This window comes from Maribacter chungangensis (genome assembly GCF_042676845.1).
Lineage (GTDB): Bacteria > Bacteroidota > Bacteroidia > Flavobacteriales > Flavobacteriaceae > Maribacter > Maribacter chungangensis.
On sequence record NZ_JBHTHY010000003.1, the window covers coordinates 1294592 to 1318850 of the forward strand.

26 protein-coding genes are annotated in these 24259 nt (G+C 39.1%); 16 read left to right on the top strand and 10 right to left on the bottom strand.

Features of this window, described 5'->3' with window-relative positions:
* The first annotated feature begins 81 nt into the window (after positions 1–81).
* Positions 82–900 carry an orotidine-5'-phosphate decarboxylase gene (gene pyrF / locus ACFQZJ_RS05485; protein ID WP_379932871.1) on the top strand — a complete coding sequence of 273 codons (819 nt, stop codon included), beginning with the start codon at positions 82–84 and terminating at the stop codon, positions 898–900.
* 4 nt (positions 901–904) lie between these two features.
* On the opposite strand, the gene ACFQZJ_RS05490 is transcribed toward pyrF, so the two are convergent.
* Positions 905–1099 (bottom strand): hypothetical protein, encoded by a 195-nt coding sequence (locus ACFQZJ_RS05490; RefSeq protein WP_379932873.1) that lies wholly within the window; start codon positions 1097–1099, stop codon positions 905–907.
* Positions 1100–1324: 225 nt separating this feature from the next.
* Here ACFQZJ_RS05490 and ACFQZJ_RS05495 point away from each other — a divergent pair, with 225 nt between their 5' ends.
* The gene (locus ACFQZJ_RS05495; RefSeq protein ID WP_379932875.1) at positions 1325–2131 is read left to right on the top strand and encodes an alpha/beta fold hydrolase; all 807 of its coding nucleotides are present in this window, start codon (positions 1325–1327) and stop codon (positions 2129–2131) included.
* A 358-nt stretch (positions 2132–2489) separates the two neighbouring features.
* Here ACFQZJ_RS05495 and ACFQZJ_RS05500 read toward each other — a convergent pair whose 3' ends face one another.
* From ACFQZJ_RS05500 to ACFQZJ_RS05510, 3 genes are all read right to left on the bottom strand, one after another.
* Positions 2490–3194, bottom strand: a complete 705-nt coding sequence (locus ACFQZJ_RS05500; protein WP_379932876.1) for a DUF4197 domain-containing protein — start codon at positions 3192–3194, stop codon at positions 2490–2492.
* Positions 3195–3224: 30 nt separating this feature from the next.
* Positions 3225–4076 (bottom strand): formyltetrahydrofolate deformylase, encoded by an 852-nt coding sequence (gene purU / locus ACFQZJ_RS05505; protein WP_379932878.1) that lies wholly within the window; start codon positions 4074–4076, stop codon positions 3225–3227.
* Between the two features lie 102 nt (positions 4077–4178).
* The gene (locus ACFQZJ_RS05510; RefSeq protein ID WP_379932880.1) at positions 4179–4568 is read right to left on the bottom strand and encodes a hypothetical protein; all 390 of its coding nucleotides are present in this window, start codon (positions 4566–4568) and stop codon (positions 4179–4181) included.
* A 115-nt stretch (positions 4569–4683) separates the two neighbouring features.
* Here ACFQZJ_RS05510 and ACFQZJ_RS05515 point away from each other — a divergent pair, with 115 nt between their 5' ends.
* Together ACFQZJ_RS05515 and ACFQZJ_RS05520 are read left to right on the top strand one after the other, a co-directional pair.
* Positions 4684–5142 (top strand): Lrp/AsnC family transcriptional regulator, encoded by a 459-nt coding sequence (locus tag ACFQZJ_RS05515; RefSeq protein WP_379932881.1) that lies wholly within the window; start codon positions 4684–4686, stop codon positions 5140–5142.
* A gap of 105 nt (positions 5143–5247) precedes the next feature.
* A complete protein-coding gene (locus ACFQZJ_RS05520; protein WP_379932883.1) occupies positions 5248–6660 on the top strand; it encodes an alpha/beta hydrolase in 1413 nt (470 codons plus the stop codon).
* Here ACFQZJ_RS05520 and ACFQZJ_RS05525 read toward each other — a convergent pair.
* Positions 6647–7375, bottom strand: coding sequence for a DJ-1/PfpI family protein (locus tag ACFQZJ_RS05525; protein ID WP_379932885.1), 729 nt, complete (start codon positions 7373–7375; stop codon positions 6647–6649). The genes ACFQZJ_RS05520 and ACFQZJ_RS05525 overlap by 14 nt on opposite strands.
* A gap of 69 nt (positions 7376–7444) precedes the next feature.
* Here ACFQZJ_RS05525 and ACFQZJ_RS05530 point away from each other — a divergent pair, with 69 nt between their 5' ends.
* The gene (locus ACFQZJ_RS05530; protein ID WP_379932886.1) at positions 7445–8113 is read left to right on the top strand and encodes a DUF1684 domain-containing protein; all 669 of its coding nucleotides are present in this window, start codon (positions 7445–7447) and stop codon (positions 8111–8113) included.
* A gap of 527 nt (positions 8114–8640) precedes the next feature.
* Here the strand turns inward: ACFQZJ_RS05530 and ACFQZJ_RS05535 are convergent.
* From ACFQZJ_RS05535 to crcB, 4 genes are all read right to left on the bottom strand, one after another.
* On the bottom strand, positions 8641–9573 hold the full coding sequence (locus ACFQZJ_RS05535) for an outer membrane beta-barrel protein (protein WP_379932887.1): 933 nt from the start codon (positions 9571–9573) through the stop codon (positions 8641–8643).
* Between the two features lie 190 nt (positions 9574–9763).
* Entirely contained in the window at positions 9764–11008 is a 1245-nt protein-coding gene (locus tag ACFQZJ_RS05540) for an ammonium transporter (RefSeq protein ID WP_379932888.1), read from the bottom strand.
* A gap of 23 nt (positions 11009–11031) precedes the next feature.
* Positions 11032–11370: a P-II family nitrogen regulator gene (locus ACFQZJ_RS05545; RefSeq protein WP_379932889.1), complete on the bottom strand. Its 339-nt coding sequence runs from the start codon at positions 11368–11370 to the stop codon at positions 11032–11034.
* Positions 11371–11661: 291 nt separating this feature from the next.
* Positions 11662–12033, bottom strand: a complete 372-nt coding sequence (crcB, locus tag ACFQZJ_RS05550) for a fluoride efflux transporter CrcB (RefSeq protein ID WP_379932890.1) — start codon at positions 12031–12033, stop codon at positions 11662–11664.
* 553 nt (positions 12034–12586) lie between these two features.
* On the opposite strand from crcB, the gene ACFQZJ_RS05555 reads away from it, so the two are divergent.
* Complete coding sequence (locus ACFQZJ_RS05555) at positions 12587–12973, top strand: pyrophosphohydrolase domain-containing protein (protein ID WP_379932892.1); 387 nt, start codon at positions 12587–12589, stop codon at positions 12971–12973.
* An 84-nt stretch (positions 12974–13057) separates the two neighbouring features.
* Here the strand turns inward: ACFQZJ_RS05555 and ACFQZJ_RS05560 are convergent, their stop codons facing one another.
* Complete coding sequence (locus ACFQZJ_RS05560; RefSeq protein WP_379932894.1) at positions 13058–14128, bottom strand: branched-chain amino acid aminotransferase; 1071 nt, start codon at positions 14126–14128, stop codon at positions 13058–13060.
* Between the two features lie 107 nt (positions 14129–14235).
* On the opposite strand from ACFQZJ_RS05560, the gene ACFQZJ_RS05565 reads away from it, so the two are divergent.
* The 10 genes from ACFQZJ_RS05565 (at position 14236) to ACFQZJ_RS05610 (ending at position 24218) form a co-directional block, all read left to right on the top strand.
* Positions 14236–14730, top strand: a complete 495-nt coding sequence (locus ACFQZJ_RS05565; RefSeq protein ID WP_379932895.1) for a DUF4920 domain-containing protein — start codon at positions 14236–14238, stop codon at positions 14728–14730.
* Between the two features lies 1 nt (position 14731).
* A complete protein-coding gene (mnmD, locus tag ACFQZJ_RS05570; protein ID WP_379932897.1) occupies positions 14732–15394 on the top strand; it encodes a tRNA (5-methylaminomethyl-2-thiouridine)(34)-methyltransferase MnmD in 663 nt (220 codons plus the stop codon).
* A gap of 126 nt (positions 15395–15520) precedes the next feature.
* The gene (locus ACFQZJ_RS05575; protein ID WP_379932898.1) at positions 15521–16483 is read left to right on the top strand and encodes a TIGR01777 family oxidoreductase; all 963 of its coding nucleotides are present in this window, start codon (positions 15521–15523) and stop codon (positions 16481–16483) included.
* A gap of 143 nt (positions 16484–16626) precedes the next feature.
* Positions 16627–17178 (top strand): nucleotide exchange factor GrpE, encoded by a 552-nt coding sequence (locus ACFQZJ_RS05580; RefSeq protein ID WP_379932900.1) that lies wholly within the window; start codon positions 16627–16629, stop codon positions 17176–17178.
* A 9-nt stretch (positions 17179–17187) separates the two neighbouring features.
* Positions 17188–18309 carry a molecular chaperone DnaJ gene (gene dnaJ / locus ACFQZJ_RS05585; RefSeq protein WP_379932902.1) on the top strand — a complete coding sequence of 374 codons (1122 nt, stop codon included), beginning with the start codon at positions 17188–17190 and terminating at the stop codon, positions 18307–18309.
* A 660-nt stretch (positions 18310–18969) separates the two neighbouring features.
* Positions 18970–19908: an ABC transporter ATP-binding protein gene (locus ACFQZJ_RS05590; RefSeq protein ID WP_379932903.1), complete on the top strand. Its 939-nt coding sequence runs from the start codon at positions 18970–18972 to the stop codon at positions 19906–19908.
* Positions 19901–21238: an ABC transporter permease gene (locus ACFQZJ_RS05595; RefSeq protein WP_379932905.1), complete on the top strand. Its 1338-nt coding sequence runs from the start codon at positions 19901–19903 to the stop codon at positions 21236–21238. The genes ACFQZJ_RS05590 and ACFQZJ_RS05595 overlap by 8 nt, the downstream gene beginning before the upstream one ends.
* Positions 21223–22185 carry a mechanosensitive ion channel family protein gene (locus ACFQZJ_RS05600; protein ID WP_379932907.1) on the top strand — a complete coding sequence of 321 codons (963 nt, stop codon included), beginning with the start codon at positions 21223–21225 and terminating at the stop codon, positions 22183–22185. The genes ACFQZJ_RS05595 and ACFQZJ_RS05600 overlap by 16 nt, the downstream gene beginning before the upstream one ends.
* Positions 22164–23039, top strand: coding sequence for a DUF6268 family outer membrane beta-barrel protein (locus tag ACFQZJ_RS05605; protein ID WP_379932908.1), 876 nt, complete (start codon positions 22164–22166; stop codon positions 23037–23039). The genes ACFQZJ_RS05600 and ACFQZJ_RS05605 overlap by 22 nt, the downstream gene beginning before the upstream one ends.
* 15 nt (positions 23040–23054) lie before the next feature.
* Complete coding sequence (locus ACFQZJ_RS05610) at positions 23055–24218, top strand: sigma-54-dependent transcriptional regulator (protein ID WP_379932910.1); 1164 nt, start codon at positions 23055–23057, stop codon at positions 24216–24218.
* Positions 24219–24259: the final 41 nt, after the last annotated feature.

Consider the following 24259-nt stretch of genomic DNA (forward strand, 5'->3'; position numbering starts at 1 on the left):
AGTACTACATATTTTATTGAAATAACGTTTTGGACTTATTTTTTGGACAAAATATAAGCCAACCAAAAGAACTGTACTCGTATGACCACGAAAGCATTAATACAACAAATCCGTAAAAAAGAATCCTTTTTATGTATTGGTTTGGATACCGATCTAGAAAAAATTCCCGAGCACTTGTTAAAAGAAGAAGACCCTGTTTTTGCCTTTAACAAGGCCATAATAGATGCTACACATCACCTTTGCGTTGCTTACAAGCCCAATACTGCGTTTTATGAAGCCTACGGGATAAAAGGTTGGGTGGCCTTGGAGAAAACGATTACATATTTAAATACCGAATATCCAGAGATTTTTACTATTGCAGATGCCAAAAGAGGAGATATCGGCAATACATCCACGAGATACGCAAAGGCATTTTTCGAAGATTTAAATTTTGATTCCGTCACCATAGCACCTTATATGGGAAAGGATTCTGTAGAGCCATTCTTGGCATTTGAGGATAAACATACTATTTTATTGGCCTTGACCTCGAATATTGGTGCGTATGACTTTCAAACCAAGGAACTGGAGGGTTTGGAACTTTATAAGCAAGTATTGGAAGTGTCTAAAACCTATAATGGTTCAGAAAATTTAATGTATGTTGTGGGAGCCACCAAAGCATCTTATCTTACTGACATTCGAAAGATTGTGCCTAACAGTTTTTTATTGGTACCCGGAGTTGGAGCGCAAGGTGGAAGTCTTTCGGAGGTATGTAAATATGGAATTACCCCAGATGTGGGTTTGCTTATAAATTCTTCACGGGGCATACTGTATGCTTCCAATGGTGAGGACTATGCCATCGCCGCCCAACAAAAGGCAAAGGAATTACAGGATTTAATGAAACAAGAGTTAGCTAAGCTATAATCCCTTACATCAGTTCTTTTAAGGCTTTTTGTATTTTTATGGCTTTAAGCTCAAAAAATTCACCAAGTTTTGTATTAGAATACTGTATGTTGGAAGCCTTGTCCATAAAATTCTGGTATTGGTATTCCAACATGGTAATAGCATTGGGTTGTGCGGCTATTGGCGTAACTGTTCCTACTTTACAATATTGCTTTTCCATAGTTTAGTATTTGTTCTTACAAATATACGTAGGATATCTACTTTTGGATGTTGACATACGTGTTATAGAACTAATATTCAGGTAATTTGTCTTTTATTTAACGAAATAGATGTGAATGCGATAAAATCCAACCTTGTTCAGGTTATTTTCTTTCGAAAAGTCCTTCAATTCAAAAAGATTATTTACATTGCTGATTGGCTTTATTCAAAGACGCCCTAAAACACATTGTTAAACTATACGAAATACATTCATAAAGATTCTTCTACCTGGGTAACCTTTGTTCATGGTGCCGGTGGAAGCTCTTCTATTTGGTACAAGCAGGTGAGGGAATTTAGGAAATTCTTTAATATCCTGCTGTTGGATTTACGTGGTCATGGAGATTCCAAACCCAACTTAAAGAATGCTTTTAGCGATCAATATACCTTTGATTCTATTACCGACGATATTCTGGAAGTAATAGATTTTGAAAAAGTTGAAAAGTCGCACTTTATAGGTATTTCCTTGGGTACTATTTTAATTCGGAATTTGGCGGAGAAGCATCCGCACCGTGTAGAAAGTATGATTATGGGCGGGGCAATCATGAAATTGAATTTACGGTCCCAGATTTTAATGCGTTTAGGCGTAGTCTTTAAATCGGTTGTGCCATACCTATGGCTTTATAAATTTTTTGCCTTTGTGATAATGCCAAACAAGAACCATAGGGAATCTAGGTTGCTTTTCGTTAGAGAGGCGAAAAAACTATATCAAAAGGAATTTATCCGCTGGTTTAAACTTACCTCTGAGATTAATCCGTTGTTGCGTTTTTTTAGGTCTGCCGATATCAAGATACCTACCTTATATGTAATGGGCGAGGAAGACTACCTGTTTTTGCCTACAATAAAAAAGATAGCAACGGCCCATACCACATCTAATCTGTTTATAATTCAGGATTGCGGGCACGTAGTAAATATAGAACAGCCGCAGCTGTTCAATAATATGGTAATTGGTTATCTGGTAGGAATGGGAAACAAGAAACCAAATATTGTCCTATAATGATTTTATCGGCTACGTTGATGCATTCTTGGTTTTCTCCTTTGGTATTATTTGCGCAAGGTTTTGTGAATTTAAAGTGCCGGTTACTACCCAAATAATCGCAAATTTTTGCTTAATAGTTGGTTGCCATAGCATGCAGGCCTTATCCTTTTTGCATACAGGGTAAAGGTTTGAACTATGAATACAAAATAAGAAGAAACAAAAAAACCGGTGCTCCCACCGGTTTTAAACTAACTAACTAACTCAAAAACTATTAACTAAAAAAATGAACTTTAACTATTTTATTTTTTATGTTAACACTTGAAACTCAATAAATTTAACGCAGTAAACTGTTAAATATTGTTGTTGGTCTATTTTTTTAGTCCTGTAGTGCAAATACTTTCTTAAGTAAGTCGGTTGTTCTAGACGAAGCTTTGCTTCTTATTTCCTTTTCCTCAACGGCAATCATTGTGTAAACTCCTTTTAACGCTTCTTGTGTTACGTAATCCGTTAAATCCGGATTTACATTTGACGTTAAGGGAATGGAGTTGTATTTGTTTATCAATGACGCCCATACCTTATCTGCTCCCACTTTTTCGAAAGAAGACTTTATCACCGGATTAAATTTGTCGTAAAGTTCCGTTGTTGTCCTTTCCTTTAAATAATTGGTAGCGGCATCTTCGTTTCCAAGCAGTATTCCTTTTGCATCGTTGAATGAGATTTCCTTTACCGCATTCACGAAAATCGGAGTGGCTTCGGAAACTGCATCTTCGGCCGCCCTGTTCAAAACTTTTAATCCTTCGTCCGCTAAACTTCCCAAGCCAATGTCCCGCAAGGTCTTGTCCACTTTTTGAAGTTCTTCCGGCATAAGAATTTTAACGAGGTCGTTTTTAAAAAACCCATCTGTTTTAGTAAGCTGGCTTACTTGTTTGGTAATGCCTTTATCCAAGGCGGCTCGTAATCCGCTACCAATTTCTTCGTTGCCAAGTTCGGTGGTTCCCGCGGGAAGTTGGTTTACGACCTGTTGTAACTCGGTACAGGATAAAAACAAGGTGATGCCGATAAGTAGTGCGATTTTTTTCATATTCTTCTATAATGTTTAGTGTTTATGGTTTTACGAGAAAATAACGGTTTTATTGTTATAGACCATGGTTTTTCTTAGCACGTGAAGTTTAATGGCTCGCGCAAGCACGATTTTCTCTAAATCCCTTCCCTTACTTATAAAATCGGCAATGCTATGCGAGTGCGATACCGGAATAACGTCTTGTTCTATTATAGGTCCTTCATCCAGGTCCTCCGTAACATAATGGCTGGTAGCACCAATAATCTTCACACCCCGTTTAAAGGCCGCATGGTAGGGTTTGGCACCTGCAAAAGCAGGCAAAAAGGAGTGGTGTATGTTAATGATACGATTGGGAAAAACATCGATTAAGCTATTGCTTACAATTTGCATATACCTAGCAAGAACTATAAAATCTATATGGTGCGCTTTCAATAGAGTCAATTGTTCGGCTTCGGCCTGTTTCCGGTTTTCCTTGGAGAAGGGTACATGAAAAAAGGGGATGCCAAATTGGTCTGCAATAAATTTCAGGTCCGGATGGTTGCTTAAAATAAAAGGAATATCTACTTTAAGTTCTCCAGAATTATGTCTGCCCAAGAGGTCGTATAAACAATGATTGTACTTTGATACGAAAAGTGCCATTTTTGGTCTTACAGTATCCGAATACATACGCCACTGCATGTGGTACGATAGCGCAATAGATGCTTCAAATGCGTTTTTAAAACTATCGGCATTAAAATTTTCGGAATTGAAATCCGTCTCCAGGCGCATAAAAAATACGTTCGAAAACTTATCTACGTGTTGATCTAGGTATACAACGTTTCCGGAATGGGAATGTATGAACCGTGTAACCGAACTAATAATACCGGACTTGTCCGGACAGTTGATGAGAATAATTACTTTCAATTGAACCTCTTTTGTAATCAAAAGTAAGGTATTATGCGGAATGGGAAATACCTATAACCAGATGTTTATCTGCTTTTTGTCAATATCAAAAAAGTAACCGTCCTAGTTCATGGATATTTTCCACTTCTTGTAGTGTTTTCGAAAACTTCGTAATTCCGAGCGAAGTAGATTAAGGTATTCTATTTCTTTTACGCCATCTTTTTCGAGTCCACGGCAGTACGAATTAATATTTCGAATCATGATGTTTATAAAAGAAATGCTGTGCATGCGTTCGCTGCTCGACGTTGAAAATTCGGCTGCTACAATTTTTTGGGGAATTAGGATGGTATCCGTTAATAATGAATTGGCAATGCTGTCCCTTAGGCTATTTGATTCATAAAGGGTTAACAGGTTTTTATTCAATGACACATAGGATGCTATTTCCCTGCTCATGATGCAGAGATCCATTGCTTTTCTGTAGATTGGTATTTGTTGTAGATTTTTCCTTGCCATAGGATTTGAACACGTTCTTTATTAGCATAAAGTTACTACGGAAATTACATAGAGAGCTTTTTGTTACAAAGCAATTATGTAAATTTACTTTACAATCATAATAAAATTAAGTCAAATGGGGCCGAATGTAAAAATAGATGCGCTTAATTGGAAAATATTGAACCGTTTGCAAGAGAATGCCAGGGAATCCTTTGCTAATATTGGCCGTTATATTGGCCTAACTGCACCTGCGGTGGGAGAACGGGTAAAGAAAATGGAGGATGCCGGAATCCTTTTAAGCTATAATGCCGTGGTGTCCCATGCACATACAGGCCATCAATTAAAAGCCATCATTACCTTGAGGGCTTTTATGGGGAAATTAAAACCTTTTTTGGTATTAGTCCCAACATTTGATGAGGTGATAAACTGTTATAGGATTACGGGTAATGAGAATATTGTTATGGAGGTGGTGCTTAAGGATCAGTTTCATTTGGAAAGGTTCATAGATAAACTGATCCAGTACGGTGAAACCAAAACCAGTATCGTCCTGTCCCATGTGGTCGCCAATGCTCCCATTCGAAGCGAACCTTACTAAGATGATCATTTTCAGCTGTTTTTTTTTTGCTTAAATCGATGTGATGGATGAATTCCTTAACTTTAAATGTGAAATTTGGCTAGATTTTTGATTACTTTTTAGGATATGAAAAAAAATATTATTCTCTTTCTTTTTTTGTTGCCTTGTTTCTTGCAGGCTCAAAAGGTCAATCTTGTTAAAGGCGGGATAACCGAAAACATCGTTATAAACGATTCCATAAAAGAATCCTTTTCCGTTTATATTCCCAGCTACTTTGATGTGACCAAGAATTGGCCTATAGTTTTTGTGCTGGATATGGAAGGGAAAAGTAAACAGTCGCTATTGATGTTTAGGGATGCCGCGGAGCAACAAGGCTACATTTTGGCCACCTCCAACAGTACAAGCGATTCCTTATCGCTTTCCAAGAACATTCTTATTGCGAATAGATTTTTTAATGCGGCATACGACTTATTGCCTTTACATAAAGAACGCACCTATACTGCAGGATTTTCGGATGCGGCTAGGTTTGCATCGATCATTCCAAATTTTATTAAGGGAATCAAGGGTGTAATTTCCTGTGGTGCTGCTGTTGGTAGCATGGATATACTAAGCCCTAAGAATTCTTTTTATTTTGTGGGGATCGTAGGTAGGGAAGACTATAATTACATTGATATGTTGGCAACCCGTAAGGTCTTGGATAGATTGAAATTTCCAAATCAGCTGCTTTTGTTCGATGGGGGACATGATTGGCCGACCACTGATTTAATCGCTAATGCTTTGGAAATATTGACCTTGTCCTCCATGGCCAAAGGTGAAGTGCCAAAAGATGAGGAAATGATGGCCGCTACCTATAAAAAGTCGCTTACGGAGGCCAATAAACTTTTTTCCGATAAAAAGCCGTTGTTGGCAGAACACAAGCTATCGGAAATGATACGGGTTTATGGACCTTGGATAGAAATGGATTCGTTAAGGGATATCAGGAAACAGCTTCGTAGGAGCGGGTCTTTTAAGGCAAATAAAAGAAATCAGAATAACGTAATGGTAAAAGAGAGTTTTTCTAAAGAAGACTATGTCTATTTTTTAGAGGAGGATGTTATGACCTATAACTACAATAATTTAGGTTGGTGGAATTATCAGATGGACGAGTTGGATAAGTTGGCCAAAAGTTCTAATGTATATGAAAAACAAATGTCGCATAGGCTACGGGGCTATTTAAATGCTTTGATCGAGGATACTATTGATATGGTTGCCGGTGAGAAGATGTTGGATATGGAAGCACTTACATTTTTATACATGTTAAAGACGATTTCCGAACCGGAAAATTTCACATATTATCTTAATGTAATTTCCAATAGCGCTAAGGTAGAGGATTATGGCACCTCACTTTTTTATCTAGAAGAATTGTTAAAGAACGGGTATAAAAACAAGGATGAGCTGTATGCGGTAGAGCACACTGCGTTGTTGAGAATTACACCGGAATTTAATGCTTTGGTAGAAAAATATCTGAACACCGCACGTTATGGCATTATGGAAGACTAAGATGTGGTACGGATGCTAAATCCCAGTCTATAACCAAACCTTTGGCGAGGGAAACCGCCACTTCTTTGCCATATAGTAGTTCGCAGAGATACAAGGCTGCCTCAAAGCTTTTGGCCCCACCGGCAGAGGTTATGTATTTTCCGTCATGAACAAATAAAACACTGTCCTTAACCATTAATTGGGGAAACATTTTTCTGTAAGCGTCAATATCGCTGGGGAATGTGGTAGAGATTGCCCCATCTAAAATACCGGTCTTTGCAAGAATAAAAGCGCCATCGCAATGGCTGGTTACGTACAAGGCTTCCTTGTCTACTTTTTTTATAAAATTCAATAGATTTTCATCCTGTAGGTCTTTGTCCAAATGATGTTTGGCACTAGGTACTACCAAAATATCTATGGGTGGTATGGAGTCTGTTAAATAATCATAGTCCGGTAAGAAGCGTAGCCCTTCAAAACTGGTTACAGGTTTTAGTGTGTTGGCAACAGTAAATGTATTCATTGCTTTTATGTTCTTTCTGTACACCGTGTGCTGAAATATATCATAAGGAGCTGTGAACTCGGTATTGTACACCCCGTCCATTATTAAAAATGCCACATTATATCTATCGCTTTTTAATTCCGGAAACGTGCGGGCTTCGGTGCTTTTTTTATCGTGTTTTTCCATACATCCTGTTAGGATAGAACATAATAGAAATAGTGTTGCTAGTTGTTTCATTTGAATGTGGTTGATCTGCTCGCAAAGTACAATGAAAATGAAAAGCACTTCTGCTAAAATCGTATTTTTGTGAAAAATAAATATACCATGCGTTTTCAGTGGAATACTCTAATATTGTTCGTTATCTTGACTTTTGGTTGTAAAGAAGGTAAAAAATACCATGATGAAAAGGTTAAAAATTCAGTAGTGGCAAGCTCGGATAAAATCGCTGCGATATTGGAATTTCAAGAATCGCTTAATGCCGAATTTAAGCATCCGGAGCGATCGCCGTTGCCGGATAGATTTCGTTCTAATTTTGAAAGTTTGGAGTTTTTTGCACCGGACACCAATTATGTGGTAACTGCAAAGTTGGTGAGAACCCCGGAGGCACTTCCTTTTTTAATGCCTACAAATACAGGTAGAACTTCAGAAGAAGTGGTATATGGGGTCGTTACATTTAATCTTAAGGGTAAGGCGTATTCGTTGGAAGTGTACCAAAATCCAGAATTAATTGAAGACAAAGACTATGAAGATTACCTATTTCTTCCTTTTTCCGACCATACTAATGGGGACGAAACCTACAGTGGAGGGCGTTATCTTGACTTAAGGATCCCACCGGGTAATTCGCTTGTCCTGGATTTTAATCAAGCGTATAATCCATATTGCGCTTACAATCCAAAATACTCCTGTCCTTTGGTTCCCGCTGTCAATAGACTTGAAACTAGTATTTTGGCAGGTGTCAAGGATTTTAAAAAATAGACTTAAGGCCACTCCTAAAAGTAGCTGTGGTATAGTTTGATGAATAACTTAAGTTTTAGTACGTATAAATCATTCTTTGGTACGGGAAATATCGATTTAAAGAAAAACACGAGTTTGAGACCAGAAAAAAAACCAAGCGATAGGAAAGATCTTATCGCACACTGGTACTTTTACAGATGTTAAATGATAGGTGCTTACCTCGGCTTGGGGGAGTGCATGTCCTTAATTTAGTTCAAGAAGGTTTTTCTACGTCAAAGGCGGATAGAATAATCAAAGGGGTTGAGCGCATAATCATTTGCCCAACAGAACTTTTGACCGGATAGTATAAGAACTAGTTTGTTGGTAATCTCTTATGCCAACATAGTTGGGCACCTCTCTTTGACAAAGGGAGGTGCTTTTAACTAATCCCGAAAGAATGGTTGATCCGTTGTTTTTCAAATTTTCATAAAATATGTCAATGGTATCCCCTAGATTATTTTCTTGTACCCTGTTGTATTTTTTAAACAATGAATAGTTCAAATCTGCTCCTAAAAGGAATAGATGGCAGCAATTAAGAAAGAAGATAGGCTTTTCGTGGCAGCGCCATCTCTATTTAGATATGGCTCATTATCGGACCAAGAATCCAATCTTATTTCTGGCTTAATAATTAAGTTTTCAATAGTATAACTGCCTGTTAATGTGGTGGCGAAAACATTAGGGTCAGTAGCTAGGATATCAGAAGTTTGTGCAAAATACTCTGCCCTTAAACCAACCTTGAAATTATCAGATGCCTTTAATTCCGGGTAAATAGAGCCTCCGTAAAATCCGGTTCCGTTGTTTTCATCGTAAGATGCGTTGATACCCATAAAAAAGGAATCGGAGACCTCAAATCCGCCGGTATAATCTATTTCAAAGCCTAAAGCTTCGCCGCCGTCGTAATAAAAATTCAAAAATTGGCCCTTATATCCCAATTGGGCGCCACCTGCGTATGCTCCAGTAAGGTTGTTGTTGACATCGGTGACGTTCATTAATGCCAACATGAGACTAAAATCCTCCGATAACTCAAAATCTGCCCGAAGCCCTAAATGCGTAAAGGGGCCAAATGAGAACTCATAAGAGGTGCTGTAGTGGAAATTATCCAAAGGAGAAATTACCTCATAGCCTAGGTAGGTGTTGAATCTCCCTAATGTAAGTTTAGTTTTTTCCGTAACGTTCCAATATACGTATAATTGATTTACATTAAAACCACTGGTGGCGGCCTCTCCTCTAGGTCCAAAGGTAAGGTCCGCAACTGCTCCTGTTTTTGGGCCATCGTAATTTGCAATGACATTGACCATTCCTAGTGCGAAACCAAGCTGGTCTGCAAAAGCAGTTCCAAAGGATTGTGGCGTATCGTCAGGTGCGGTTAAATTGGTTTGAAAATACGTATCTATTGAGCCGCTAAAGCTGAGCGGATTTTTCTCATCCCTATCTTGAGCCATGCCTAACGTTAAAGAAAAGACAAGTAATAGTGTAGAAAATAAATTTTTTACGAATTTTGTTGAAGTAATCTCGTTCATAAGTTCTTATGTTGAATCCTTAATTGGATTGTTTTAATTGCGTAAACTGAATTTTTGAAAAGGTTATGTAACGGAGCGTTCTGCAAAACGCTCCGTTTTAACTTTGTAGTGATTAGTGCTGGTTCATTCTAAAGTCGGCATAGGAATCCATTCCATGCTCATGAATGTCCAAGCCTTCAAGCTCTTCTTCCCTGGAGACCCTAAGTCCTAATGTTGCTTTTAATGCCCCTAGGATGATACCGGAGGTGATAATACAAAAAGCTCCAACAATTAGCACGCCATAGAGTTGGGTCAGGAACTGCGCCCCACCGGCCTTGGCGCCAAAGATTCCAACGGCAAGCGTGCCCCAGATACCGCAGATCAAATGTACCGCAATAGCCCCAACTGGGTCGTCCAGTTTAAGCTTATCCACCAAAGCTACTCCGAGCACTATAATGATACCTGCGAAAAAGCCTATTGTGACCGCCTCGTTGGGGGACATTAGGTCTGCACCTGCCGTAATGCCAACAAGACCACCAAGAATTCCATTTAGGAACATAGTCAGGTCCAAATTTTTATAAAGAATAGTTGAAGTTATAAAAGCGCCAAATCCTCCAGAAGCTGCCGCTAAACTTGTAGTGACCAAGACCAATGATGTAAGTTCTGGATCTGCCGACAATACCGAGCCCCCGTTAAAACCGAACCATCCTAACCAAAGCACCAATACACCCGCTGTTGCCAATGGAATGTTATGTCCCGGTATTGCTTTTGATGTCCCGTCCTTTCCAAACTTCCCTAGCCTGGAGCCTAATAACGTTACGGCTACCAAGGCCGCCCAGCCTCCAACGGAATGTACTAGCGTTGAACCTGCAAAATCATAGAATCCCCAAGATTCCAAAAATCCACCTCCCCATTTCCAGGCACCTACAATAGGATAAACCAATCCTACGTATAACACCGTGAATATCATGAATGTGCCAATTTTAATGCGCTCTGCAACTGCTCCCGAAACTATGGTCGCCGCTGTTGCCGCAAACATGCCTTGGAATAAAAAATCTGTCCACCAGGTATATCCACCATCTGCGTATTCCGCGGTCATGCCTCCTTCTGGCGCACCAATGCCAAAGCTTTCCATTGAAAATTTTAAGATACCTAAATCCCCTTCTTCAAACCCAGGGTACATAAGGTTAAAACCGAAGGCATAGTATAGAAGAAGCCCCCCTGTTATAATAAAGATATTTTTGAAGAGTATATTAATTGTGTTTTTTTGTCTGGTTAAGCCTATTTCTAAAAAGGCAAAACCCGTATGCATGAAGAATACCAAAGCGGTAGCTACCATCATCCATACATTATTCGCTGTAAATAATCCTGCGTCCATTTTTAAAGTTTTATTGGTTGGTTTTAGTTGATGCCTGCTTGGCCGTTTTCTTTAGTTCTAATGCGGTATGCCTGAATGACGTCCGATACAAATATTTTTCCGTCACCTACATTGCCGCTATACGCGGATTCCAAAATCGCTTGTACTGTTTTTTCTAAAAACTCATCGGAAATAACTATGGATAGATACCTTCTTTGAATGTCCGTGGTGCTATAGGAAATACCACGATATACATGGCCTTGTTGTTCGTTCCCGACTCCGGTTACATCCCAGTAACTAAAGAAATTAACCTCAATTTGATGGAGCGCCTCTTTGACATCCTCAAATTTTGATTTTCTGATAATAGCTTCGATTTTTTTCATTTTGATATTCGTTTTGTGATAGCCAAATGTATGTTAATATTTTGTAGACCCTATAATTTTTAGGGTATATTCTTATTTTTTTATATTTATATGATTTTTAACCCCATAATATTGTGGGTATAACTCAATTATAAATATATTTTTATGAATATAACTATGATGTGAAGTGGTTGTGCTCCAGTAAATGAAAATTTGTTTCAGAAAAGAGTTTATGGGTAAGAAATACGCAAGATGTTAGTAAAAAGAAAGAAAAAAATGTAATGCTTAAACTATGGGTGGTACTTGATCGGTCTACAACAGTTTAGATGTCCATAGGCCTAGAGATACGGCAATGATTCCAACGGCAATACTAAGTATGGTGTAAAAAGAAAAATGGAGTAGATTCGAATCTTTTAGTAAGTAGTGACCTTCCATGGCAAATGTTGAAAAAGTGGTAAAGCCACCGCAGAAGCCTGTCGTAAGCAAAAGTGTTTGATTTTGAGAAAGAATGTTGGTTTTCATGGATAACCCTAAAAGAAAGCCGATAAGTAGGCACCCAATGCCATTTACTAGAAATGTTCCAAGATAAAAATTGGGAAAGTGATCGTTGAGGGATCTCGATATCAAAAATCGTAATAGGCTCCCAAAGCCTCCTCCTATAAAAATTAGCAATAACTGCTTCATACCTGTTAAAGGTAAAAAACTATACCGCTTTTTTTAGTTCGGAAGGAAGTAAATTAATTGGATAAATAATGGAACCGGATGTTTTGGCGGTATTTGAGGTTTGTTTTGCCGCTTTTTTGCTCCATATTGGCAAGCTTGCCAAAAGCATGAAGACATTAAGTCCAATTAAAATTAAAAAAATAGTAAGAAAAGTAATCATAATATTTTTGCCCCTTTACATATCTATAACGCAAAATTACGCTATTTGTTATCATATACGAGTAAAATGGATCTTTTGTTGTGTAAGAGGTGTTTTTTGTTGTGTAGATAACAAATAAGTTAATTTTTAAGGAAAAATTTAATAATGAAAAGCGTTGTTAAGAATAGTATAAAGAATACGCCTACCCATTTAACACCCTTGTAATTTTTTTGATGCAACTTAAGGTCTTTTTTATAGGAAATAATGATTATTACAAAAAATACCACTGCAAAAAGACCTCCAAAAATTAATTGTCCGCTACTGAACATATTTTATATTTTTACGCAAAGCTAACAGAAAACCATAACAGTAAGGATGAAAAACAAAATCAATTGTGTCAAACTTTTTCACCAATCCTTTGGACTCGGAGTTTCCAAAGAATTGAAACCCGATTTGGGGGCATCTAAAAATCTATTACGATTTAATTTAATGGACGAGGAAAACAAGGAGTACCTAGAAGCGGCAACCAATAAAGATATGGTTGAGGTGGCCGATGCACTTGGAGATATGCTCTATATACTCTGTGGTACAATTTTAGAACACGGAATGCAACATAAAATTGAGGAGGTGTTTTATGAGATACAGCGCAGTAATATGAGTAAATTAGGTATTGATGGCAAACCTATTTATAGGGATGACGGAAAGGTTTTAAAAGGACCAAACTATTCTAAACCCAACATTGCCTTCATTTTGGACAGTTAATGTATACATAAAATAAGTAGTAAAGCTAAACAAGCGGAATTGGCAGTGATGCCATTCCGCTTGTTTTGTATCAAGAAGTCTCGGTTAGTTGGTTACTTTATACCTCCAGCCGTATGGGTCGTCCGACTTGTTGTATTGGATATCCGTAATAATTTTCTTTATCCGTTGCGCGTACGGTGTATCCAATTTGGGCAGTGCGTAATCGGTATCCTTAAACCCAAATGCCGATATAGGAGAAATGACCGCCGCAGTTCCGGCACCGAACATTTCCTTGAGCGTGCCCGCTTTGGCGGCGTTCACTACCTCGGTTACGGTGATTTTTCTCACTTCTACCGGAATTCCTTCTTTTTTGGCAATTTCTATAATGCTTTTTCGGGTAATGCCGTCTAGGATTCTATCACTCGTAGGACCGGTAATAAGCGTATCGTTTATGCGAACAAAAATATTCATTGCTCCCGCCTCCTCTATATATTCATGTTCCGTATCGTCTGTCCAGATTACTTGGTTATATCCTTTTGCAATGGCCAACTGTGTAGGGTAAAATTGCCCTGCATAGTTACCTCCCGCTTTGGCAAAACCAACACCACCGTTCGCAGATCGCGAATAGGTCTGTTCGATCAGTACTTTTACCTCACCTGCAAAATAAGCTCCGGACGGGGCGCATGCAATAATGAATTTGTACTCATCTGCAGGCGATGCATGAAATCCTTTTCCCGAAGCGAACATAAAAGGTCGTATATACAAGGAAGACCCTGCATTTGTTGGAATAAAGGCACTGTCAAGTTTTAAGAGCGTGGTTAGTCCGTCCATGAAGTAATCCTCAGGAATTTCCGGAATACACATTCTATTTGCAGAAATGTTGAACCTTTTGTGATTGTCCAGTGGTCTAAAAAGGAAAATAGCATCGTTCTTGTCCTTATAGGCTTTCATTCCTTCAAAAATGGATTGCCCATAGTGGAAAATCTTTGAAGAAGGATCTAGGCTAATATTTTGGTAAGGTACAATTTTAGGTAGCTCCCATGCCCCGTTCTTATAGTCACAGACGAGCATGTGGTCGGTAAATACCGATCCAAAAGCTAAATTATTGAAATCTATTTGGTCAATTCTAGAAGTTTTAACTTTTTCTATGCTGATGCTTTTTGTTTCGATACCCATTAATTCATTAATTTTAGAGATTAAATTTAATCAAATATCCCAATGGTCACTTCTTTTTTAGTTTAAAAATGACCAGTTTTGTGCGGTAAATCTAATTTTTGGAGATTATGAAAAGTTTTAACATTTTACTTGTGGTTTTTGCGATGGTATTGTCATGCAAAGGCCAAAATAATACTGAGGATAAAGTCGATGCAACCGATAACTTACGTTCTTTTGGGGATAAAATTGAAGCCGCAGATGCAAATAGTGTAAAAAGTATGCTTGCCGATTACAACAACATGGATAAAAATGACACCATTCGGACAAAATTCGTGGCCAAGGTAAAAGAGGTCTGTAAGTCAAAAGGCTGTTGGATGAAGCTGGAATTGGCAGAGGGGCAAGAAGCTATGGTGCGCTTTAAGGATTATGGCTTCTTTATGCCAATGGATATAGAAGGTAAGGAGGTTATAGTCAATGGTTTGGCCTTTGTTGAGTCCATGAGCATAGAAGACCAGAAGCATTATGCCGAAGATGGCGGAGCTACTGCCAACGAATTGGCCAAGATTACAGCTCCAAAAAAAACTTATGGTTTCGAGGCTAACGGGGTCTTGTTAAAAGACTAATTTGGAACGGGAAATTATTATCACCGGAGATGGGTCAAAGACCATTCAGCTCAAAGATTGGGACGAGCAGTACCATTCCAAGCACGGGGCCGTACAAGAGGCATACCACGTATTTATAAGGAACGGGCTAGATTTGTTCAAGAACACTTCTCTGGACATTCTCGAAATAGGTTTCGGTACGGCTTTAAATGCGTTCATAACTTTTTTAGAAGCCAAAAAAGGAGGTCTTTTGGTTAACTATTGTGGTGTAGAGGCCTATCCTATCGTTTGGGAGGAGGCTAACCAGTTAGACTATGTTACGCAACTAAACGCCCTTGGTAAGGAGCCTTATTTTAAGCAGTTACACAGCGCTCCATGGGAAATTCCTATTGCAATAGCACCTTTTTTCAAGCTTACCAAAAGAAAAATGGACTTTAAGGATGTTGAAGACCAAGAATTGTTTGATCTTATTTATTTTGATGCTTTTGGGGCTAGGGTACAACCGGAACTTTGGTCGGTTTTCATCTTTAAAAAGATGTACGAAGCCTTAAGAAGTAAAGGGTATTTGGTTACCTATGCCGCGAAGGGTAGTGTAAGACGGGCTATGCAAGAAGTTGGCTTTATAGTAGAGCGCCTTCCGGGACCTCCAGGAAAAAGAGAGATGTTACGCGCTCAAAAGCCTTGAGATCAAAATCTTGAACCTAGTTTTTTGTCCGGTTGTTGCCATCTTTGAACATACTTCCTTGAACAACACTGTTAAATCCAAATTAAAGCTGGCCCTCGCTTTAACTAAAACCAATACCTTTGGGATATGAAAGTATTGATTACAGGTGCAACAGGACTGGTTGGTCAGGAGTTGGTGGCTCAATGTCATGCTAAAGGGTATGGGGTAAATTTTCTTACCACTAGCAAGAAGAAGTTGGTTTCCGACCCTAACTACCAAGGTTTCTATTGGGACCCAAAAATTGGGGAGATAGACGTAAACTGCCTGAAAAACGTTACCGTCATCATAAATTTGGCAGGAGCCAGCATTTCCAAAAGATGGACCGCCTCTTACAAGAAAGAGGTTTTAGATAGCCGCATAGATACCTTAAATACGTTATATACAGCGTTAAGCGAGTTTTCGGATCATAAGGTCACTTCCTTGGTTTCGGCCTCGGCCATTGGTATTTATCCAAACTCCCTAGACAATTACTACGAAGAAGATGAACTTGGTGTAGATGATAGTTTTCTAGGAGATGTGGTTGCGGCGTGGGAGAATAAGGCAAATGAGTTTAAATCCTTTGGTCTAAAGGTTGCCAAGGTGCGTATTGGATTGGTAATGTCTGCGAAGGGCGGCGCTTTGCCCGAAATAGCGAAACCTATAAAGTATTATGCAGGGGCGGCATTTGGTTCCGGAGAGCAATGGCAATCCTGGATTCATATTTCGGATTTGGCACGCATGTTTCTTTTTATTGCGGAAAATGACCTAAAAGGAGTGTTCAATGGCGTTTCGCCAAACCCTGTTACAAACAACAGGCTGGTTAAGGAGATCGCTAAAATTTTGGAGAAACCATTGTTTCTTCCCAATATCCCAAAATTTGTAATGGAGATCGTTTTGGGTGAAATGTCCTATATTTTATTCGCCAGTCAGCGGGTAAGTAGTAAAAAAATTGAAAAGGAGGGCTTTGGTTTTGAACATCAGAATATATGTAACGCCTTGGAAAATATTTATGAAAAAAGCGGAATGTGCAGCATTCCGGGGGATAATATAAGCAATGAGTTTGCGCCCTAATTTTTTTGATATTTTCCCCGTTTAAATTTGAAATCCGCTTTTGGCGGATTTTTTTGTAAAGTTTGGTGACATTTTGACATTTTTAAAGATTTGGCAGTACTTTTGCCACCTTGTAAAACCATATTAACGTAGCTAAAAATCACATGAGCAATAAAGATAAAGTGGATGAGATAGATGATGCTATTTCACAGGAAGAAAACATAGACACCGCGGAAGAGAAGCAGCTAAACGAGGAAATTGAGCAGTCTGAAGAAGAACGCCTACGGGAAGATGTAGCGAAGGAGAAGGATAAGTTTTTGAGACTCTTTGCCGAGTTCGAGAATTATAAGAAAAGAACATCAAAGGAAAGAATGGATCTTTTTAAAACGGCTGGGCAAGAGGTGATTATCTCATTGTTGCCGGTAATGGATGATTTTGACCGTGCTTTAAAGGAGCTTTCCAAGTCGGAAGATAAGGAGATGTTCAAGGGCGTGGAACTAATTAACGGCAAATTAAAGGAGACGTTGAAATCTAAAGGTCTAGAAGAGTTGCAGGTAAAAGCCGGGGATGCTTTTGATGCGGATATCCATGAGGCCATAACACAGATACCGGCCCCTAGCAAGAAAATGAAAGGTAAGGTTATAGACGTAATAGAAAAAGGATTTAAACTAGGGGATAGAATTATACGTCACCCAAAAGTGGTGGTAGGGAATTAAAACAAAGCTATGAAGCAAGATTATTATGAGGTGCTGGGGATAACCAAGGGCGCCTCTGCCGCAGAGGTAAAAAAGGCATATAGAAAGAAAGCAATTGAATTTCATCCGGACAAGAATCCTGGCGATGCAAGTGCGGAAGAGAGCTTTAAAAAAGCGGCAGAGGCCTATGAGGTTTTAAGCGATCCTGATAAAAAAGCCAGATACGACCAGTTTGGACACGCAGCTTTTGAAGGTGGCGGCGGTTTTGGCGGCGGCGGAATGAATATGGATGATATCTTTAGTCAGTTCGGTGATATCTTTGGTGGCGGTTTCGGTGGTGGCGGTTTCGGTGGTTTTAGTGGTTTTGGCGGCGGTGGTCAACGCAGGGTCAAAGGAAGTAACCTACGGATACGGGTAAAACTTACCTTAGAGGAAATAGCGAATGGGGTCGAGAAAAAAGTAAAGGTCAGGAGAAAGGTTCAAGCAGACGGTGTTACCTATAAAACATGCGCTACCTGTAACGGTAGCGGGCAGGTAACCAAAATCCAGAATACTATTTTAGGAAGGATGCAAACGGCTGCTACATGTAGTTCTTGTGGCGGTGCCGGGCAAACGTTGGATAGGAAGCCCAATGATGCGGATGCCCAAGGTCTAAAAGTTGTAGAGGAGACCGTATCGATCAATATTCCTGCAGGTGTTGAAGAGGGAATGCAGCTGAAATTTCCGAACAAAGGAAACGAAGCACCGGGTAACGGGGTTCCTGGAGACCTGTTGGTGGCCATAGAGACCCATGAGCACGGCACACTTAAGAGAGAAGGGGATAACCTACATTACGATCTGTACATTAGTATTTCAGAAGCGATATTGGGAACATCAAAAGAAATTGATGCCGTAAACGGTAAAGTGCGAATAAAATTGGAATCTGGAATTCAGTCCGGTAAGATTTTGCGTTTGCGCGGAAAAGGTATTTCCAGTTTAAACGGCTATGGTAGTGGCGATCTTTTGGTTCATGTGAATGTATGGACACCAAAAGAGTTGAACAAAGAGCAGAAAGACTTTTTTGAGCGTATGCAAGGCACCGAAAATTTTGAGCCCAGGCCCCAAAAATCGGACAAATCCTTCTTTGAAAAAGTTAAAGATATGTTCTCTTAGAGGAAAAGTATTGGATTTTAAATAAAAAACGTATATTTGAGTCGATATTGGGAAACCAATATTAATTTTCTTTTTCATAGCAATTTTTTTCCCATCCTTAATGCAATTAAGGGTGGGTTTTGTTTTTAAGACATATTTGGTTTAAACGACTACGGGTTTATTTTCTGGTCAAAGGTTATAACCCTGCAATTTTATTGCAGCTACTTAAGTGTCTTTAGCCATTTTAGTTATTGATCAATGGCTTATGCTGTAATTCGAAATAGATAACTGAATAACCTAATTAGCACAATAACCATTTACAATTTCGTTGTTTCAATAAAACCTATGGATTTTTAATCCATAGCGGTTTTGTAAAGAATAAACATCGTATTGTAAAAAAAAATGAAGCTGTCTTTCTTTATGAGGGTCTTATACCAATTTAAGTTTTGAATGTCGTATTGAAAATTTGAATTATTTTTTTCTCAGTTTAGGAATGAAATCTAAGCATAGCATTAGCTATGGTTCTATTTTATGACGACAAATGAGTAAAAAAGAAACTTGTTTTATGCGACATCTAGAATTTAAATTGGTATTAATAAAACACTGTTAAAAAGACCCAGTTAAAGTGTCCTTAAAAATCATGGTTTAAAACAATTCAATATCTTTGAGCAAATCGATTACATGAGCAATATTTTGGTAGTTGACAAGGTTACCAAACAGTTTGGAGATTACACTGCTTTAAAGGGTGTTTCCCTTGAAATTCCTAAGAATAGTATTTATGGTCTTTTGGGCCCCAATGGGGCAGGGAAAACTACCTTGATCAGAATTATCAACCAGATAACTTATCCGGATGAGGGAACCGTATTTTTTGACGGAGACCCCCTAAAGGCCGAACATATTTCTCAAATTGGATACCTTCCAGAAGAACGGGGATTGTACAAAAGCATGAAAGTAGGGGAGCAAGCCTTGTATTTGGCCCAATTAAAGGGGCTCTCCAAGAGCGATGCCAAGAAAAAACTGAAATTTTGGTTCGATCGGTTGGAGATTGGAGATTGGTGGGGAAAGAAAATTCAGGAGCTTTCTAAGGGTATGGCGCAAAAAATACAATTTATTGTTACCGTCCTGCACGAACCTAAGTTGCTTATTTTCGACGAACCTTTTAGCGGTTTTGACCCAATAAATGCAAATATTATTAAAGAGGAAATTTGGAAGCTAAAAGAGAATGGCACCTCTATCATATTTTCTACCCATAGGATGGAATCCGTAGAAGAGCTCTGCGAATATATAGCACTCATTCATCGGTCAGAAAAGATTTTGGACGGTAAACTATCCGAAATAAAAAAAGCGTTCAAAAATAATATATTCGGGGTAGGGGTAACGACCCATACTCCAGAAGCCATATTGTCAGAGTTAAGTTCACGGTATCAAGTACTATCTTCCAATTATAGCGCTACTGAAAAACAATTGGATTTCTCCGTGCAACTACCAAGCGAAGATTCTACTGCCCTGTTGGGCTTTCTCGGCTCAAAATCAAACGTAAATAGTTTTGTGGAGTCCATTCCATCGGCCAACGACATTTTTATCCAGACTATTCAAAACAAAGGATATACCCATGAATAAGTTACCGTTGATCATAAAAAGGGAATATTTGGCCAAGGTTAGGAACAAATCCTTTGTCATCATGACCTTTTTAAGCCCTATTTTAATGGTGGCCATGATTTTGCTTATCGCCTATCTTACAAAGTTGAACGATAGCGAAAAAAGAGTTATCGCAGTGTTGAACGAAAGCGATTTTTTTGCTACGGAATTTCTTTCCAACGAAACTACCTCCTACATAAATTATAGGGATGTGTCACTAGAGGAAGCCAAGGATTCTACCATAAATATGGGATATTATGGCTTGGTCTATGTGCCAAACGAGAGTACGCTGGAGTTGGTTTCCCAACGTGCTTTCTTTTATAGTGGAGAGGCGCCAAATACAACGGTGTTGGAAAGTTTGGAGCGTATTTTTAAGGAGCGATTAAGACAGGAAAGACTAAGGGAATTGGGTATATCGTCTTCGGAGTATGCAGAAATGGACCGTTCCTATCAAATGAACATAGCTACGTTCGAAGGCGAACAAAACTTAAAGGGCATTAATGAAATAAAAGCATTGATAGGCGGCGGATTCGGATACCTGATTATGATGTTTATAATTATTTATGGTGGCTTTGTTATGAGGAGCGTTATAGAGGAGAAGACCAGTCGTATAATAGAAGTGATCATTTCATCCGTAAAGCCATTTCAGTTAATGTTGGGCAAAATAATTGGCACTTCCTTGGCCGGAATTACCCAGTTTGGTATCTGGATACTTTCGGGTACCGTTTTACTGATCATTGCGATGGCTATTTTTGATATTGATCCTTCTGTTGTTTCCGGTTCGGGAGCCATGCCCGCTATGGGACAAGGTGCAAATCCTGGGATACCTTCTGCCGATCTTACCATGCAACTGTATGCCCAAGAGCTTTTTGATATCCCTTGGGGGCTTTTAATTTCGTTTTTTCTTGTTTATTTCGTGCTAGGATACTTGATCTATAGTTCTATTTATGCGGCTATAGGCGCCGCGGTAGATAACGAAACGGATACACAACAATTTATTTTTCCAATTATCCTGCCTCTAATGTTGGCTATTTATGTTGGGTTTTTCTCTGTATTCAGTAATCCTCACGGACCTATTGCCGTAGGCTTTTCACTTTTTCCGTTAACGTCTCCCATTGTTATGATGATGCGTCTTCCCGGTGGTATTGGAGAGGGTGGCGTACCTGTATGGCAGTTGGTGACCTCTATCCTAATTTTAATGGTTACCTTTATTGGTATTGTTTGGTTGGCAGCTAAAATATACAGGGTAGGGATACTCATGTATGGTAAAAAACCAAGCTATAAAGAGTTGTTCAAATGGCTCAAATATTAAGTATGGTTCAGGACAAGACCGAAAAATTAAAGGAAATTATAGAGGATGATATCTGGGGTTCCATAAAGGAATTCTTGGAACTTGGTATTCATTACGGAACCGGTGAAAAAGCTATAAGTATTACTGTTGGCCTCATCTTGTTATTGACTTTCGCTTTTATTGTAACCGGTTTTTTTATGAAATGGGTGCGAAGGTTTTTTACCCGTAATATGGAAACTGAGGACAAGCTCAAGTTTGTCAGTATTTTTCAGTTTATTAAATATCTTGTGTACATAGTGGTAATCTTGGTTACCATGAGTGCGGCCGGCATAAATATCACCATTCTCATTACCGCCTCGGCAGCACTTTTCGTTGGTTTGGGTCTTGCACTTCAGGAACTTTTTCAAGATATTATAGGAGGTATTTTTATTATTCTGGACAAATCGCTCCGTGTAGGTGACATTGTAGAAGTAGACGGAAAAGTGGGAAAGGTCTTTGAGATTAAGCTCAGAACCACAAGGGCCATCACCAGGGACGATAAGATCATAATTATACCCAACCATAAGTTTATCAGCGATATTGTTTATAACTACACACAGAATCATAAAACAACAAGGGAAACCGTGAAGATAGGAGTTGCTTATGGTACCGACATACAGTTGGTGACTAGGATTTTAGAGGAGGTTTTGCAAGATCAAAAAGGGGTGTTAAAAAGCCCAAAACCTTTTGTCCTGTTCGATGATTTTGGCGATTCTGCTTTGCTCTTTTCACTTAATTTCTTTATCAACGATAGTTTTACCGACCCACGAATAAAAAGTGAGATAAGATACCGTATTGATGCCGAATTCAGAAAGAATAGTATAGCCATACCCTTCCCACAAAGAGATGTCCATATTTTTCAGCATACACCTTTTCAACAAAGCACTATTAAAAACTCAGGAAAGGAATGGGGAAAAGGGGAGGATTGAGCATTCTATTGCTATTGATGCCTTTATTTATAACGTTGGCTCAAACACCAGATGTGTTCCGGGCAGAATATATGATACTGCCTAGAAACGATTCAGGGGCTCGTTTGGCCCGTATGAAGTTGGTCGCAAATGTTCCTATTAAGGTTGGAGATTCCAGTCTTATTGTATTGGGCGGCGAATATAACCGATTGGCGTACGACTTGGATAGGGATGATATTACGATCAATCAGCAAGGCCTAAATTATTTTCACGTAGTCGATATCAATTTAGGGTATGTTCATAGTTATACCAAAGATTGGAGGCTTATTGGTGTGCTTACGCCAAGACTAGCGTCTACGTTGACCAACCCGTTAGAAAACGGTGATTTTTCTATTAATGCAACTATTGGTGCTTTTAGGGATAGGCCCTATTTGGATAAACCAACACGTTTGGTATTGGGTATAGCTTATAATTCTGCCGTTGCTTTACGAGTGCCCTTGCCCGTTGTCTACTATGAAAAACGGTTCCATCCAAGTTGGTCTTATATCGTTGGGGTACCAAAAACGGGTATTAAACATCATTTTAACGAAAAGCAGATGTTGCAGACAGAGTTTATTTTAGATGGTTATTTTGTAAACCTACAGAACAACACGGCCTTACCGGATGCTACCTTTGCATCGTCAATTTCGTCGTCGGCTGCGGTGGTAACCCTTGGCTATTCCTATAATATAACCAAAGCAATGTCTTTTTATGGGTTTTTCGGGCATACAATTTTTCAACTCGGAGTTTTGAGGGATGACGATAGAAATGATATTTTTACGCTGAACGACGACCCTAGCTTTTATATAAGGACAGGATTTAGAATAGGATTGTAAATAAATAAAAATAATATGTCAAAAATTTTAGTGATCGAGGACGAGGCGGCGATAAGGCGCGTGTTGGTTAAAATACTGTCCGAGGAGAATGATGCCTATGCAGTAGAGGAATCCGAGGATGGTTTAAAGGGGTTGGAGGCCATAAAGAACAATGATTATGATCTTGTGCTATGCGATATAAAAATGCCAAAAATGGATGGGGTAGAGGTGTTGGAGGCTGCTAGAAAAATAAAACCGGAAATTCCTTTTATTATGATTTCCGGGCATGGCGATTTGGATACCGCCGTAAATACGATGCGCTTAGGTGCTTTTGACTACATATCCAAGCCACCGGATCTAAATAGATTGTTAACTACGGTCAGAAATGCTTTGGATCGTAAGGAACTAGTTGTGGAGAACAAAATCCTCAAAAAGAAAGTAAGCAAGACCTATGAAATGATAGGCGATAGCAAAGCGATCCACAACATTAAGGATATGATAGAGAAAGTAGCCCCTACCGATGCCCGGGTCCTTATTACCGGTGCTAACGGAACCGGAAAGGAATTGGTTGCACACTGGCTTCATCAAAAAAGTCAAAGAAGTGCAGCACCTTTTATTGAGGTTAACTGTGCCGCTATACCATCAGAGCTTATAGAAAGCGAGTTGTTCGGTCATGTAAAAGGAGCATTTACCTCGGCTGTTAAAGACCGTGCCGGCAAGTTCGAAGCCGCGAACAAAGGAACCATTTTCTTGGACGAAATCGGGGATATGAGTTTGTCCGCCCAGGCAAAAGTTCTAAGGGCCTTGCAAGAAAGTAAAATTTCTAGAGTTGGAACCGACAAGGATATAAAAGTAGATGTAAGGGTTTTGGCCGCCACCAACAAGGACTTAAAGCATGAAATTGCAGAAGGAAATTTTCGTGAAGACCTCTACCATAGGCTTGCCGTAATACTAATTCAGGTACCTTCTCTAAATGACAGGAGGGACGATATTCCACTGTTGATCGAACATTTCTGTAAAAAAGTAACCAGTGAACAAGGTATTCCTCTTAAATCCTTTAGTGATAAGGCTGTTAAACTGTTAAAAGCTTATGATTGGACCGGGAATATCAGGGAGTTGCGAAACGTTGTGGAGCGACTTATTATACTAGGTGGACCAGAGGTTTCGGAGGCGGATGTAAAGTTGTTCGCAAGTAAGTAGTGTTTTTTCCAAATAATTCCCCGATGGCTTTGTCTGGCGAT

What these genes read in the sequence shown, in the direction of transcription:
- pyrF (WP_379932871.1), top strand. Translation starts at nt 82, where the DNA reads ATGACCACGAAAGCATTAATACAACAAATCCGTAAAAAAGAATCCTTT.
- ACFQZJ_RS05490 (WP_379932873.1), bottom strand. Translation starts at nt 1,099, where the DNA reads ATGGAAAAGCAATATTGTAAAGTAGGAACAGTTACGCCAATAGCCGCA.
- ACFQZJ_RS05500 (WP_379932876.1), bottom strand. Translation starts at nt 3,194, where the DNA reads ATGAAAAAAATCGCACTACTTATCGGCATCACCTTGTTTTTATCCTGT.
- ACFQZJ_RS05510 (WP_379932880.1), bottom strand. Translation starts at nt 4,568, where the DNA reads ATGGCAAGGAAAAATCTACAACAAATACCAATCTACAGAAAAGCAATG.
- ACFQZJ_RS05515 (WP_379932881.1), top strand. Translation starts at nt 4,684, where the DNA reads ATGGGGCCGAATGTAAAAATAGATGCGCTTAATTGGAAAATATTGAAC.
- ACFQZJ_RS05520 (WP_379932883.1), top strand. Translation starts at nt 5,248, where the DNA reads ATGAAAAAAAATATTATTCTCTTTCTTTTTTTGTTGCCTTGTTTCTTG.
- ACFQZJ_RS05525 (WP_379932885.1), bottom strand. Translation starts at nt 7,375, where the DNA reads ATGAAACAACTAGCAACACTATTTCTATTATGTTCTATCCTAACAGGA.
- ACFQZJ_RS05535 (WP_379932887.1), bottom strand. Translation starts at nt 9,573, where the DNA reads ATGGCTCAAGATAGGGATGAGAAAAATCCGCTCAGCTTTAGCGGCTCA.
- ACFQZJ_RS05540 (WP_379932888.1), bottom strand. Translation starts at nt 11,008, where the DNA reads ATGGACGCAGGATTATTTACAGCGAATAATGTATGGATGATGGTAGCT.
- ACFQZJ_RS05545 (WP_379932889.1), bottom strand. Translation starts at nt 11,370, where the DNA reads ATGAAAAAAATCGAAGCTATTATCAGAAAATCAAAATTTGAGGATGTC.
- crcB (WP_379932890.1), bottom strand. Translation starts at nt 12,033, where the DNA reads ATGAAGCAGTTATTGCTAATTTTTATAGGAGGAGGCTTTGGGAGCCTA.
- ACFQZJ_RS05555 (WP_379932892.1), top strand. Translation starts at nt 12,587, where the DNA reads ATGAAAAACAAAATCAATTGTGTCAAACTTTTTCACCAATCCTTTGGA.
- ACFQZJ_RS05560 (WP_379932894.1), bottom strand. Translation starts at nt 14,128, where the DNA reads ATGGGTATCGAAACAAAAAGCATCAGCATAGAAAAAGTTAAAACTTCT.
- ACFQZJ_RS05565 (WP_379932895.1), top strand. Translation starts at nt 14,236, where the DNA reads ATGAAAAGTTTTAACATTTTACTTGTGGTTTTTGCGATGGTATTGTCA.
- ACFQZJ_RS05575 (WP_379932898.1), top strand. Translation starts at nt 15,521, where the DNA reads ATGAAAGTATTGATTACAGGTGCAACAGGACTGGTTGGTCAGGAGTTG.
- ACFQZJ_RS05580 (WP_379932900.1), top strand. Translation starts at nt 16,627, where the DNA reads ATGAGCAATAAAGATAAAGTGGATGAGATAGATGATGCTATTTCACAG.
- dnaJ (WP_379932902.1), top strand. Translation starts at nt 17,188, where the DNA reads ATGAAGCAAGATTATTATGAGGTGCTGGGGATAACCAAGGGCGCCTCT.
- ACFQZJ_RS05590 (WP_379932903.1), top strand. Translation starts at nt 18,970, where the DNA reads ATGAGCAATATTTTGGTAGTTGACAAGGTTACCAAACAGTTTGGAGAT.
- ACFQZJ_RS05595 (WP_379932905.1), top strand. Translation starts at nt 19,901, where the DNA reads ATGAATAAGTTACCGTTGATCATAAAAAGGGAATATTTGGCCAAGGTT.
- ACFQZJ_RS05600 (WP_379932907.1), top strand. Translation starts at nt 21,223, where the DNA reads ATGGCTCAAATATTAAGTATGGTTCAGGACAAGACCGAAAAATTAAAG.
- ACFQZJ_RS05605 (WP_379932908.1), top strand. Translation starts at nt 22,164, where the DNA reads ATGGGGAAAAGGGGAGGATTGAGCATTCTATTGCTATTGATGCCTTTA.
- ACFQZJ_RS05610 (WP_379932910.1), top strand. Translation starts at nt 23,055, where the DNA reads ATGTCAAAAATTTTAGTGATCGAGGACGAGGCGGCGATAAGGCGCGTG.